16 protein-coding genes are annotated in these 12927 nt (G+C 68.7%); 8 read left to right on the top strand and 8 right to left on the bottom strand.

Annotated features, from left to right (window positions below; all coding sequences use genetic code 11):
* A partial coding sequence (locus JWN68_RS14080; RefSeq protein WP_297739971.1) for a sugar phosphate nucleotidyltransferase occupies positions 1–391 on the bottom strand: 391 nt, incomplete at its 3' end.
* Positions 392–453: 62 nt separating this feature from the next.
* Between JWN68_RS14080 and glgA the strand changes: the two genes are divergently transcribed.
* Positions 454–1644, top strand: a complete 1191-nt coding sequence (gene glgA / locus JWN68_RS14075; protein WP_297739969.1) for a glycogen synthase — start codon at positions 454–456, stop codon at positions 1642–1644.
* A 130-nt stretch (positions 1645–1774) separates the two neighbouring features.
* Complete coding sequence (locus JWN68_RS14070) at positions 1775–2662, top strand: DUF559 domain-containing protein (RefSeq protein WP_297739967.1); 888 nt, start codon at positions 1775–1777, stop codon at positions 2660–2662.
* Positions 2663–2711: 49 nt separating this feature from the next.
* Here JWN68_RS14070 and JWN68_RS14065 read toward each other — a convergent pair whose 3' ends face one another.
* Entirely contained in the window at positions 2712–4160 is a 1449-nt protein-coding gene (locus JWN68_RS14065) for a glycine hydroxymethyltransferase (RefSeq protein WP_297739965.1), read from the bottom strand.
* A gap of 339 nt (positions 4161–4499) precedes the next feature.
* Here JWN68_RS14065 and JWN68_RS14060 point away from each other — a divergent pair, with 339 nt between their 5' ends.
* From JWN68_RS14060 to JWN68_RS14035, 6 genes are all read left to right on the top strand, one after another.
* Complete coding sequence (locus JWN68_RS14060) at positions 4500–6224, top strand: nitrite/sulfite reductase (protein ID WP_366519810.1); 1725 nt, start codon at positions 4500–4502, stop codon at positions 6222–6224.
* Entirely contained in the window at positions 6221–6388 is a 168-nt protein-coding gene (locus JWN68_RS14055; RefSeq protein WP_297739963.1) for a hypothetical protein, read from the top strand. Before JWN68_RS14060 ends, JWN68_RS14055 begins: the two co-directional genes overlap by 4 nt.
* Positions 6385–7125, top strand: coding sequence for a phosphoadenylyl-sulfate reductase (locus JWN68_RS14050; RefSeq protein ID WP_297739961.1), 741 nt, complete (start codon positions 6385–6387; stop codon positions 7123–7125). The genes JWN68_RS14055 and JWN68_RS14050 overlap by 4 nt, the downstream gene beginning before the upstream one ends.
* A gap of 70 nt (positions 7126–7195) precedes the next feature.
* Positions 7196–7939, top strand: a complete 744-nt coding sequence (locus JWN68_RS14045; RefSeq protein WP_297739959.1) for a sirohydrochlorin chelatase — start codon at positions 7196–7198, stop codon at positions 7937–7939.
* Between the two features lie 170 nt (positions 7940–8109).
* Entirely contained in the window at positions 8110–8517 is a 408-nt protein-coding gene (locus tag JWN68_RS14040; protein WP_297739957.1) for a hypothetical protein, read from the top strand.
* Positions 8492–8665, top strand: a complete 174-nt coding sequence (locus JWN68_RS14035) for a hypothetical protein (protein WP_297739955.1) — start codon at positions 8492–8494, stop codon at positions 8663–8665. Before JWN68_RS14040 ends, JWN68_RS14035 begins: the two co-directional genes overlap by 26 nt.
* Before the next feature lie 3 nt (positions 8666–8668).
* Here JWN68_RS14035 and JWN68_RS14030 read toward each other — a convergent pair whose 3' ends face one another.
* From JWN68_RS14030 to recA, 6 genes are all read right to left on the bottom strand, one after another.
* The gene (locus JWN68_RS14030) at positions 8669–9049 is read right to left on the bottom strand and encodes a DUF3037 domain-containing protein (protein ID WP_297739954.1); all 381 of its coding nucleotides are present in this window, start codon (positions 9047–9049) and stop codon (positions 8669–8671) included.
* Positions 9046–9810 carry a HipA family kinase gene (locus JWN68_RS14025; protein WP_297739952.1) on the bottom strand — a complete coding sequence of 255 codons (765 nt, stop codon included), beginning with the start codon at positions 9808–9810 and terminating at the stop codon, positions 9046–9048. Before JWN68_RS14025 ends, JWN68_RS14030 begins: the two co-directional genes overlap by 4 nt.
* Positions 9807–10658 (bottom strand): PPK2 family polyphosphate kinase, encoded by an 852-nt coding sequence (locus JWN68_RS14020; RefSeq protein WP_297739950.1) that lies wholly within the window; start codon positions 10656–10658, stop codon positions 9807–9809. The genes JWN68_RS14025 and JWN68_RS14020 overlap by 4 nt, the downstream gene beginning before the upstream one ends.
* 7 nt (positions 10659–10665) lie before the next feature.
* Positions 10666–11400: a GNAT family N-acetyltransferase gene (locus JWN68_RS14015; protein WP_297739948.1), complete on the bottom strand. Its 735-nt coding sequence runs from the start codon at positions 11398–11400 to the stop codon at positions 10666–10668.
* Positions 11401–11450: 50 nt separating this feature from the next.
* On the bottom strand, positions 11451–12140 hold the full coding sequence (locus tag JWN68_RS14010; protein ID WP_297739946.1) for a regulatory protein RecX: 690 nt from the start codon (positions 12138–12140) through the stop codon (positions 11451–11453).
* Between the two features lie 103 nt (positions 12141–12243).
* A partial coding sequence (recA, locus tag JWN68_RS14005) for a recombinase RecA (protein ID WP_297739944.1) occupies positions 12244–12927 on the bottom strand: 684 nt, incomplete at its 5' end.

Below are 12927 nucleotides of genomic sequence, written 5' to 3'. Positions count from 1 at the left end.
GGTCAGCGCCGACCACCACCACAATGTCCGGGTTGGCGTCGTGGATGAGGTTCAGGGACTGGTAGATCGCGTCAGCGCTGCCGAGGTACCACCGCTTGCCCATGCGCTGCTGCGCAGGGACCGGGGTGACGTAGTTGCCCAGCAGGTTGGACATCCGCCACGTCGTCGTCACGTGCCGGTCGAGGCTGTGGGACTTGTACTGCGTGAGCACGACGACCTTGAGGTAACCCGAGTTGACGACGTTGGACAGGGCGAAGTCGATCAGGCGGTAGATCCCGCCGAACGGCACGGCCGGTTTGGCCCGGTCGGCGGTCAGGGGCATCAGGCGCTTCCCCTCACCGCCGGCAAGAACGATGGCGAGGACCTTCTTGCGGGAGGGGGCAGCCGTCATGGTTCGAAACTAGTGCGGCTGGCCGGTGCCGACCACCCCGCAGCGCCGGTAGGTTCACCGGCATGCGCGTCGACGTCCTGAGCAAGGAGTACCCACCCGAGGTCTACGGCGGTGCGGGCGTCCATGTCGCCGAGCTCGTCCGCGCCCTGCGACAGCAGCCCGACATGGAGGCGCGCGTCCGGTGCTTCGGTGCCCAGCGGGACGAGGCCGGCACGTCGTCGTACGCCGAACCGAGCTCGCTCGCCGACGCCAACCCGGCGATCCGCACCCTGGGCGTCGACCTCGCGATGGTCGATGACTGCGCGGGGGCGCACCTCGTCCACTCGCACACGTGGTACGCCAACATGGCCGGCCACCTCGCCGGGCTGATGCACGGCATCCCGCACGTCGTCAGCGCACATTCCCTGGAACCGATGCGTCCGTGGAAGGCCGAACAGCTGGGCGGTGGCTATGCCTTGTCGAGCTGGGTGGAGAGGACGGCCTACGAAGGTGCTGCGGGGATCGTGGCCGTGAGCGCCGCGATGCGCGACGACGTGCTGCGCAGCTATCCCGCTGTCGATCCGGCTCGCGTCCACGTGATCCACAACGGGATCGACACCGACCTGTGGTCGCCGGTCCCCCACCCCGACCGCGTGCGCGCGCTCGGACTCGATCCGGACCGCCGCAGCGTGATCTTCGTCGGCCGCATCACCCGGCAGAAGGGCTTGCCCCTGTTCCTCCGCGCCGTCGCCGAGCTGCCTGCCGACGTGCAGCTGATCCTCTGCGCAGGTGCGCCGGACACTCCCGAGATCGCGGCAGAGGTCCGCGCGCTCGTCGACGGTCTCGCGGCCAGCCGCGACGGCGTGGTGTGGATCGAGGAGATGCTCCCCCGTGCCGACGTCGTCGCGCTGCTCACGGCGGCCACGGTGTTCGCCTGCCCCTCGATCTACGAGCCGCTGGGCATCGTCAACCTCGAAGCCATGGCGTGCGAGACGGCTGTCGTCGCCACCGCGACGGGCGGCATCCCCGAGGTCGTCGTCGACGGCTCGACGGGGTGGCTGGTCCCGATCGAGCAGGCCGCCGACGGCACCGGGACCCCCCTCGACCCCGACCGTTACGTCTCAGACCTCGCCGCCGCCCTCAACGACGCCGTCGCCGATCCCGACCGCGCCCGTGCCTTCGGCGTGGCCGGTCGTCAACGCGCGATCGAGTCCTTCGGCTGGGCTGCGATCGCCGACAAGACCGTCGAGCTCTACCGCTCCCTGCTGGCGTAGACGCGCGGACCTTGCCCTCCGCGCGATTGCCGGCCCAGCGTGACGTCGAGCGGAGGAGGGACCAAGGTCCGCGCGTCTACGCCTGTGGATGACTCGAGCAAGGACGGCCCGGTTCTAGCATGCTCGTCGGATGGACGTCGGCACCCATATCGAGCGCTCGGGAGGCCTCTCGACTCGGGCTGCGCTGATCGCAGCAACCAGCCGGCAGCACGTCGATCGGGCGCTGCGTGAGGGGACCGTCCTGCGCGCCGGACACGGTCGCTACATCCTGCCGCGCTCGGACGACGCCATTCGGATCGCCCACGGGGCCAACGGCGTGCTGGCCCTCACCAGCGCGGCCCTACGTCACGGGTGGGAGGTGAAGGTTCCGCCGGTGAAGCCGCACGTGATCTTCCCTCGCCACCGACGTGTTCCTTCACCGTGGCGAGACCAGCTGGTGATCCATCGCCGTGACCTGACGAGCGACGACGTCACGGACGGAGCGACCAACCGCGAGGTGACCCTCGAGCAGTGCCTGCGGCTGCTCCCGGACGACGAAGCGCTCGTCATCGCGGACTCGGCGCTGCGTCATGGCGAGGAGGCGGCTCTGCGGAGGGCCGTGGCTTCAGTGCAGGGCCGAGGCCAGGCGAGAGCTCAGCGCATCGGGGCAGCGGCGCGAGCAGAGTCCGCCAACGCCTTCGAATCCGCCACGCGCGCCATCTGCAACACCGTTCCTGCCCTGCACGTCGAGCCGCAGGTAGTCATCTCCTCGCCGACCTGCTGGGCACGCCCTGACCTGGTCGATGTGGAGAAACGACTGGTCATCGAGTGCGAGTCCTTCGAGTGGCACGGGGGGCGCCAGGGATTTCGGAAGGACGTCCGCCGCTACACGCTCCTGGTCGCTGACGGGTGGACCGTGCTGCGCTTCACCTGGGAGGACGTGATGTTCCGCCCCAAGTGGGTGCGCGAGGCGCTGATTCGGACCGTCGGTGTAGACGCGCGGACGTTGCCCAGCACTGCTTGGAGGTTGGCAGCGTGAAGAGACGGCTCGGCGCGACCAATGTCCGCGCGTCTACGCCGGGCGGACGTCAGTTGAGGACGAGCCCCGGATAGAGCGGGTGCTTCTCCAGCATCTCGTCGGCACCTGCCTGGACGCGCTCCGCCACTCCGTCTGCCAGGACGTACGACGCCTTGCTGGCCGTCCCCGCCTTGGTGGTGCCGGGCTGGGTGTTGGTCAGCACCTCGATCATCAGCTCGGCCACTCGGTCGAACTCGTCGTGGCCGAACCCGCGCGTGGTCAGTGCGGGCGTGCCCAGTCGGATGCCGGATGTGTACCAGGCGCCGTTCGGGTCGCCCGGGATCGAGTTGCGGTTGGTGACGACACCGGCGTCGAGCAGCGCCGACTCGGCCTGGCGTCCGGTGAGCCCGAAGCCCGAGACATCGAGGAGCACGATGTGGTTGTCGGTGCCCCCCGTGACGAGGCGGGCACCGCGCGACATGAACCCCTCCGCCAACGACTTGGCGTTGTCGGCGATGGACTGCGCGTAGGTCTGGAAGGACGGTTGGCGGGCCTCGGCGAAGGCGACCGCCTTGGCCGCCATCACGTGTGACAGCGGACCGCCCAGCACCATCGGGCAGCCACGGTCGACGTCTGCGGCGAACTCCTCTTGGGCCAGCACCATGCCTCCACGGGGACCGCGCAGCGACTTGTGGGTCGTCGTGGTCGTGATGTGGGCGTGCGGGACCGGGTCCTCGTCGCCGACGAACACCTTGCCGGCGACCAGGCCGGCGAAGTGGGCCATGTCCACCATGAGCACCGCGCCCACCTCGTCGGCGATCTCGCGCATCTTCGCGAAGTTCACCCGTCGGGGGTACGCCGAGTAGCCCGCCACGAGCACGAGCGGCTTGAACTCACGGGCCTTGGCGGCCACGACGTCGTAGTCGAGGAGCCCCGTCTCCGGGTCGGTGCCGTACTGCTGCTGGTGGAACATCTTGCCGCTGATGTTGGGACGGAAGCCGTGGGTGAGGTGGCCGCCTGCGTCGAGCGACATCCCCAGCAGTCGCTGGTTGCCGAACTCGTGACGCAGCGCCTCCCAGTCCGCCTCGGCCAGCTCGTTGACGTTCTTCGCGTCGAGCCGCTTCAGGGTCGGGGTCTCGACCCGGTTGGCCAGGATCGACCAGAAGGCGACCAGGTTGGCGTCGATCCCCGAGTGGGGCTGCACATAGGCGTAGGGCGCCCCGAACAGCTCCCGGGCATGCTCGGCGGCAAGCGACTCGACCGTGTCGACGTTCTGGCAGGCGGCGTAGAAGCGGTGCCCGACCGTGCCCTCGGCGTACTTGTCACTGAACCAGGTGCCCATCGTCAGCAGCACGGCCGGCGAGGCGTAGTTCTCCGAGGCGATCAGCTTGAGCGAGCCCCGCTGGTCCAGCAGCTCCTGGCGAGTGGCAGCCGCGATCCGCGGCTCCACCGACTCGATGACTTTCAACGCCTGCTCGTAGGCGCCGGAGGTGAGCTGGGACAGGGTGGCATCCGTCATGTCGCCAGCCTAGGGCCCGCGGTCGCCGGTGGTGTCACCTCGGTTGTGACGTACGACGCACGGAGGCCGCCGTTCCCGCCTGATTCGGGCCGCACCGTCTCACTATGTGGCAGTGCGTCTCTCATCATGAGATTTCACCTTGTGGACAGACTGTCCGAGAGTTGAGACTCCTTGACATGACTCTCGCTGTGACGTCCAAGTTCCTCGTGGTTCGACGCCACGTCGACTTCGGTCGTACGCGCAGCTCGATGTGTTGGCATCGCTGATCCGCCGCCCAGCCCCCTGCATCTCACCGCGCTCATCGTCGCGCGCGGCCCAGCGAAGAAGGACACGAACACCGTGACCGCCACCCCCGCCGCACCCGTCGGCACCCCTGCCGCACCAGTCGAGGCCAAGCCCGTCCGCCGCAAGCGCGGCGAGGGCCAGTGGGCTCTCGGCTACAGCGAGCCGCTGAACAAGAACGAGCAGTCCAAGAAGGACGACAATCCCCTCAACGTCCGGGCACGCATCGAGAACATCTACTCCAAGCGGGGCTTCGACTCCATCGACCCGGCCGACCTGCGCGGTCGCTTCCGCTGGATGGGCCTCTACACGCAGCGCGCTCCCGGCTTCGACGGAGGCAAGACCGCGATGCTCGAGGAGGAAGAGCTCGACGACCGTTTCTTCATGATGCGCGTGCGCACCGACGGCCAGATCCTCGGGCCTGCGCAGCTGCGTGCCCTGGGTGAGACCTCGACGACGTACGCCCGGAACACCGCGGACATCACGGACCGCAACAACATCCAGTACCACTGGATCCGCGTCGAGGACGTCCCTGCGATCTGGGAGCGGCTCGAGGGCGTCGGCCTCATCACGATCGAGGCCTGCGGCGACTCTCCGCGCCCGTTCCTCGGCTCGCCCGTGGCCGGCATCGCCCGGGACGAGATCATCGACGGGTCCTCCGCGCTGGCCGAGATCAAGCGCCGGGCCATCAACAACCCGGAGTACTCCAACCTCCCCCGCAAGTTCAAGACCGCGCTAACCGGGCACCCGAGCCACGACGTGGCTCCCGAGGTCAACGACGTCTCCTTCGTCGGCACGGTGCACCCGGAGCTGGGTCCCGGCCTCGACATGTGGGTCGGCGGCGGCCTGTCCACCAACCCGATGCTCGCCCAGAAGCTCGGGGTGTGGATCCCCCTCGACGAGGTTGCGGACGCCTGGGAAGGGGTCGCCTCGATCTTCCGCGACTACGGCTACCGCCGACTGCGCTCGAAGGCCCGGCTGAAGTTCCTCGTGGCCGACTGGGGCCTGGCGAAGTTCAGGGAGGTCCTCGAGACCGAGTACCTCCACCGTGCCCTCGTCGACAACCCGTCCCCGCCGACCCCGGTCTCCCAGGGTGACCACATCGGCATCCACGAGCAGAAGGACGGCAACTTCTTCGTCGGTGCCGCGCCGGTCGTCGGCCGGATCGACGGCACGACACTGACCCTCCTGGGCGACCTGGTGGAGAGGTACGGCGCCCTCGGTGCCCGCCTGACGGCGTACCAGAAGCTCGTCGTGCTCGGCGTCGACGCAGGCGACACCGACGCCTTCGCCGACGACCTCGAGAAGATCGGGCTCACCGCGCGCCCGAGCAACTGGCGCCGGAACACCATGGCCTGCACCGGCATCGAGTTCTGCAAGCTCGCCATCGTCGACACCAAGGAACGCTCCCGCAAGCTCGTGACGGAGCTCGAGAAGCGCTTCCCGGACCTCGACACCGCGATCACGGTCAACGTCAACGGGTGCCCCAACGCCTGCGCCCGGACCCAGGTGGCGGACATCGGCCTCAAGGGACAGCTCGTCATGGACGAGGACGGCAACCAGGTCGAGGGCTTCCAGGTGCACCTCGGTGGCGCCCTGGGGCTCCAGGCCAACTTCGGCCGCAAGCTGCGTGCCCACAAGATCACCAGTGCGGGCCTCGACGACTACATCACCCACGTGGTCAACGGCTACCTCGCGGACCGCACCGACGGCGAGAGCTTCGCGACCTGGGCAGCCCGGGCCGACGAGGTCCACCTCCGCGGGGAGGCCGACTCCCCATGAGCGCACGCCAGGCGACCCAGCACTGCCCCTACTGCGCGGACACGAACCTGTGGCCGCTGGAGGAGGGGTGGGAGTGCCGTTCGTGCCTGCGTGCCTTCAGCGTGAAGTACCTCGGCCTGGTCCGGCCCAACGCGTCCCCGGTAGCGACGGGACACGAGCGATGAGTCTCTCCACCCAGGCGGCGCGCGACTTCAAGGGCACCCACACCGCGGGCCGGACGCCTGAGGAGCTGCGCGAGCTGGTCTCCCACGTCGGTGCCGAGCTCGAGCTCGCGCCTGCCGAGAACATCATCGAATGGGCGGTGGCGACCTTCGGTGAGCGCTTCTGCGTGACCTCCTCGATGGGCGACGCCGTGCTCGCACACCTCGCAGCCAAGGTCGCCCCCGGGCTGGACGTCGTCTTCCTCGACACCGGATACCACTTCGCGGAGACGATCGGGACCCGTGACGCCGTGAAGGCGACCCTGCCGGTCAACCTGATCACCATCACGCCGGTCCAGAGCGTCGCCGAGCAGGATGCGACGTACGGCACGGACCTCTACAAGACTGATCCAGACCTGTGCTGCAAGCTGCGCAAGGTCCACCCCCTGGCCGACTCGCTCGCCGGGTACGACGCCTGGGCGACCGGGCTTCGCCGGGCCGAGACCCACAACCGCGTGATCGCGCCCGTCGTGGGCTGGGACGCCCGCAAGGGCAAGGTGAAGGTCTCACCGCTCGCGCGCTGGAGCGACGAGCAGATCGACACCTACATCGCGGACAACGGCGTGCTCGTCAATCCGCTCGTCTACGACAACTACCCCAGCATCGGGTGCTGGCCGTGCACGCGGCGCGTGGCTCCCGGTGACGACCCACGCAGCGGTCGCTGGGCCGGCACGACCAAGACCGAGTGCGGTATCCACTGATGACTTCCCTCGACCCCAGCGACAACGACGTCGACCCTTTCACCACCACCCGAGATGGGAGGCCCCTCTGATGGCCGCTCCTGCACTGGTTGCCCTGGCTCACGGAAGCCGGGACCCTCGTTCCGCCGCGACGATCAAGGCCCTCGTGGCGGAGGTCAAGGCCATGCGCCCCGACCTGCGCGTCGAGACCGCCTTCCTGGACCTGTCCAAGCCGTCGTTCGACACGGTGGTCGACCGGCTGGTCAAGGCCGGTTTCGACGAGATCGTGGTCGTGCCGCTGCTCCTCACTGAGGCCTTCCACGCCAAGGTCGACGTCCCGGAGGCAGTCGCTGAAGCCACCGCTCGGCACAAGAACCTGAAGATCCGTGCCTCCCGGGTGCTGGGGATGGAGGCTGCTTTCCTCGAGGTTCTCGACGTGCGTTTGCGCGAGGCCCTCAAGGAGGCCCGCGTGCGCGAGCTCGACGCGCTCGTCCTCGCCGCCGCCGGCTCGTCCGACCCGCTGGCCAACCAGGCCGTGGCGAGGCTGGCACGCACGTGGGGAACACGCCACAGGCTGCCGGTCACGGCTGCCTTCGCCTCCGCGGCTCCGCCGGCCGCCGGCGAGGCAGTTCGGTCGTTCCGGGCCGAAGGGCGTCGGCACATCGCGGTCGCGTCGTTCTTCCTGGCGCCGGGATTCCTGGGTGACCGGGCGGCCGAGCTCGCCCTCGAGGCCGGCGCGGTTGCTGTCTCCGCGCCGCTCGGTGCACACCCCGAGGTCGCGCGTGTGGTGCTGGCCCGCTACGCGGTCGGTGCCGTGGAGCTCGTGCCGGTCTAGAACCCCGGTGGTGCCACCACCACCTGGGCCTGGATGCCCCACCGGCCGGTCTAGACCGTGCCGTGGTGCTACCACCACTCTTGGTCGGATCCGCTGGTGGTGGCACGCCCCGGACTGACACCTTCCTCCCGGGGCGCGGTGCGTCCTTCACACACGGGAGGTCATGAATCATGTTCCGCAACTCATCCACCGCCAGCACTCGCCGCATCCGCGCCGTCCACGTCGTGGCAGCCGGCGCGATCGTGGTCGCCATGGGGGGCAGCGCCACCGCCGCCGCCGTGATCACCGGCAAGCAGATCAAGGACAACACCGTCACCAGCAAGGACATCAAGAACGGCTCCCTGCAGGTCAAGGACTTCAAGGCCTCCGAGGCCACGAAGCTCAGCGGTCCGGCCGGCACGAACGTTACGAACGGGACGAACGGCACCAACGGGGCTGCCGGCGCGAGCGCCTTCGCTCCCCCGCCCTCCGGCACCAAGCCTGGTCCGCAGCGAGGTCAACGAGACACTCTGCCCCGGCACGTTCACCAACCCCGACCCGACCGCCGGTGTCATGTGCGTCTACATCACCCTGGTTGACAACGTCCAAGCCGCGTCCGGCGAGGTCTTCGCGGGTTGTGCCGCGGGTCTCGACGCCGCCGAGAACAGCGGCTTCTACGTGTACGCCAAGAGCACCGGAGACGGCGACATGCTCCTGCGCTACGTGGGGGCCTCCAAGGCGCCCTAGGCCTCAGCTCACCAGTCGTTCGAGCAGTCGCTCCAGCTGCCGGGCCGGATCCGCGGTCAATCCACCATGGACCGGCCCGGGTTGGAGCACGGTGCTCCTCGGCGCCTTGAGGAACCCGAAACGCTGCCCGAGCGATTGGGCGGAGGCAGCTCCGCCGCGCTCCTCACCTCGGCACACGGCTTCGACAAATCCGAGCGCGCACCGGACGGCGCCCAGGTCCAGCCCGGGGTCGAGCGCACGCAGCCGAGCGGGATCGCAGCGCCATACGGAGTCGAGGAAGTCGCTCGACTGGCAGTAGACGACGACTCCGACGTTGACGAACTCCTCGCGCTCGGGCCGCGGCACACAGCGCAGGACGACGTACTGGTAGGCGAGCCGACTCACGACGGTGCACCCGGCAGCCAAGCTCGGGTGGCCAGACGTGCGGTGAGGAAGTCGACGTACGCGCTGCGCAGGTCGGGCGTCGTCGATGCGCCGGGCACCGGCTCGAGCCACGCGTCGGGAACCTGGTCGAGGACGTCGACGAAGACGTCCCGGTCGAGCAACCCACTGATGCGCTGGTCGACGGCCGGGAGGTCGTCGACGCGGTCCTTCATCACGTGCTCGCCGATGTCCCAGGGCTGTTGGGCAAAGCGAGCCGGGTCACTCACGCCACCTGACCACCCGTGGTGGAAGTAGAGGGAAGCCCCGTGGTCGATCACCCAGAGATCGCCGTGCCACACGAGCAGGTTGGGGTTCTTCCAGGACCGGTCGACGTTGGCGGTGAAGGAGTCCAGCCAGAGCACCGTTGCCGCCTCTTCCGGATCCGTCCTGGCATCCGTGTCGAACCCGAAGGCGCCCGGGAGGAAGTCGACACCGAGGTTGAGGCCAGCGCTGGCGTTGAGGAGGTCCTGGACCTCCTCGTCCGCCTCGTAGCGCGCGATCTCGGGATGCAGGTCGAGCGCCACCAGGCGAGGGGTACGCAGGCCGATGCGGCGTGCGAGCTCGCTGACGATGACCTCGGCCACCAGTACCTTGAGACCCTGTCCCGCGCCCCGGAACTTGCAGACGTACGTGCCCAGGTCATCGGCCTCCACGATGCCGGGCAGGCTCCCACCCTCGCGCAGGGGCGTGACGTAACGCGTCACCTCGACGGTGGGGATCACGCTGGCGGTGTCTCCTCGAACATCCGTTGCTTCTGTGCCTCGACGTCGAAGTCGGCAACGGGCCACTGGAGGTCCATCCCGCGCAGGGTCTCGAGCAGGAGCTGGGCGACCGCGAGGTTGCGGAACCACTTCTTGTCGGACGCGATGACGTGCCAGCGCGCGAGGTCGGTGTTGGTGCGTTCGAGGGCAAGCTCGTAGGCGGCTTGGTACTTCGACCAATGGGCTCGCTCGTCCAGGTCACCCGGGTTGAACTTGTAGTGCTTCTGAGGATTGTCCAGCCGCGCCTGGAGGCGCGCCTTCTGCTTCTCGGGACTGATGTGGAGCATGCACTTGATAATCGTGGTGCCCTCGGCAGCAAGTCCTGCCTCGAAGACGTTGATGGCGCCGTAGCGGCGCTCGATCTCGTCAGGCTCGGCCAGCCCGCGGACCTTGGCGATCAGGACGTCCTCGTAGTGCGACCGGTCGAAGACCCCAACGTAGCCCGCCTCGGGCAGCCCCTTCTTGATGCGCCAGAGGAAGTCGTGCGTGAGCTCGGCTTCGCTCGGCGCCTTGAAGCTGGTGATCCGCACGCCTTGGGGGTCGATCAGGCCTACGGCGTGGCGGAGCACGCCGCCCTTGCCCGAGGTGTCCATGCCCTGGAGGACCAACAGGATCCGTCGCCGCGATCCGGCCGTGCCCTCTGCCCACAGCTTCTCCTGCTGGTCAGCAAGCTCGGAGGCCATGTCGGCCAGCGCGGCCTTGCCATCTGCCTTGCTCCCGTCGAACCCGGGCGCCGCGTCGGTCTCGATGGCCCTGAGGTCCACCGGCCCGATGGGGAGCCGGACGCTGTCAACGATGGTGTGGGTCATGGCGCCATCATGTCCCACCAGCCGCTCCGAGGACACGATCGAGATCAAGGGTGCAGCCCACCACGGTGTCGACGCCGCCGTCCCTTCGTGGCTCGTCGAACCACAGCCCGCGCACGAACCCCGACTTCTCCAGCACCCGCAGGCTGGCCTCGTTGCGGTGGTCCGGCGCTGCGAAGCAGCGAGCCGTCCCCGGGAACCGGTGTCGGGCCTTCAGCAGCCACGCCCACAGGATTCGCGTGCCGAGACCGCGGCCGGTCCACTCGGGCTCCCCGATGGCGTAGTCGATCCCGACGGCGTCGGCATCGGGGGTCAGCAGCGCGTAGTCCGGGTAGTCACCGACCCGGTAGTCCTGGACGAAACCGACCGAGCGTCCGTTGACCTCGGCGACCCACATCCGCGTGGGTGTGGTGCCGTCGATATCGGCGGCGTACTGCTCGGTGACCCGCTCCAGGGTGGGCTCGCCGTCATCGGTCCACCACTGGTGGACGTGGGGACGCTGTCGCCATCGGGTCACGAGTGGCAGGTCACCCCGGGTCATTGCGCGCACCGTCACCGACCAGTCGTGGTCGATGGCGAACATCTTGACCTCACCACTGAGGTCGATCGGGGAGGGTACGCCGCTCAGCGACCCGGCCGTCCGCTGGGCCGCCTCCCACCAGGACTCGCCCTCGCGCACGACTCCCGCGAGGACATGGCCGCGATCGACAACGGTCAACCGGACCGTCATGTCGCCCAGCTCCACCCATGTTGCTCACCAGGATGAGCCGAGCGAAGATCACGCATGGGCAGAGACTAGAGCCCCTCCTCGGCGAACGCATCGAGCTCGTCGAGCTCGGCCTCGCCGTGGAGTCGCAGCTCGTCCTTGACGATCGCAAACGCCATGGCAGCGCCGTATCCCTTGCGCGCGAGCATCCCCACCAGGCGCCTGGTCGCCTTCTGCTGGTCAACCCCATGCAGGGACCGCAGCTTCTTGCGCACCAGGGCGCGCGCGGCTGCGTCCTCGTCGCCGGGATCTATCTCGTCCAGGGCTTCGCGAGCGACCTCGTCCACGATGCCCTTGCGGCGCAGCTCCTGGGCCAGGGCGCGCCTGGCGAGACCCTTGCCAGGCTGGCGCGACGCGATCCAGGCGCGGGCGAACGCATCGTCGTCGACGAGGCCCACTTCCTCGAACCGGTCGAGCAACCGCTCGGCGAGCTCGAGCGGAACGTCCTTCTTCGCCAGCTTGTCCGCCAGCTCCTTGCGGGAGCGCGCCTGACCCGTCAAGGCGTCGAGCAGGATCTTGCGTGCCACCGACTCGGGGTCGGCCGGCGGACCCTGGGCCTCGACGTCAGGAGGTGCGGGCGCCCGACTGGTCCGGCGCTCTGAGAAGCTGCCTGCAGCGCGATCCCGGGACCGGCTCGAGCGACGCCCGGCCCGGCGGGTCGGCACCCGCTCGAAGGGCTCCCCGGGATCGTCGGACTCCGAGGACCCGGACTTCGACAACCTCGACGACCTCGTCCAGGCCTCGACACCGTCGTGGACATCACCCGCCCACGCCGGCGCTGGCCGGTCTTCTGCGACCGGCCCAGGATTGCTGCCGGACCCCTCAGAAGTCATTCACACCGATGGGCTCGTCCGACAGGTCGTCTGCCGGAGCGTCGACCGATGGCCCGACCCCAAGCTTCTCGAGGATCTTCTTCTCCAGCTCGTTGGCCAGGTCCGGGTTGTCCTTGAGGAACGTGCGGGCGTTCTCCTTGCCCTGGCCGAGCTGGTCACCCTCGTAGGTGTACCAAGCGCCGGCCTTGCGGACGAGCCCGGCCTCGACACCGACGTCGATCAGGCCGCCCTCGCGACTGATCCCCTTGCCGTACATGATGTCGAACTCGGCCTGCTTGAACGGCGGTGCGACCTTGTTCTTCACGACCTTGACGCGGGTGCGGTTGCCGACCATGTCGGTGCCGTCCTTGAGCGTCTCGATGCGGCGCACGTCGAGGCGGACCGATGAGTAGAACTTGAGCGCCTTGCCACCGGTCGTGGTCTCCGGCGAGCCGAACATGACGCCGATCTTCTCGCGCAGCTGGTTGATGAAGATCATCGTGGTGCCGGAGTTGCTCAGGGCACCGGTCATCTTGCGAAGCGCCTGGCTCATCAGGCGGGCCTGGAGCCCGACGTGGCTGTCACCCATCTCGCCCTCGATCTCGGCGCGAGGCACGAGGGCGGCCACCGAGTCGATGACGACCAGGTCGATCGCGCCGGAGCGGATCAGCATGTCGGCGATCTCCAGGGCCTG

The organism is Nocardioides sp., assembly GCF_025964975.1.
Lineage (GTDB): Bacteria > Actinomycetota > Actinomycetes > Propionibacteriales > Nocardioidaceae > Nocardioides.
The sequence above is the reverse complement of the archived record's forward strand: the minus strand, read 5'-3'. Positions and strand labels throughout refer to the sequence as shown.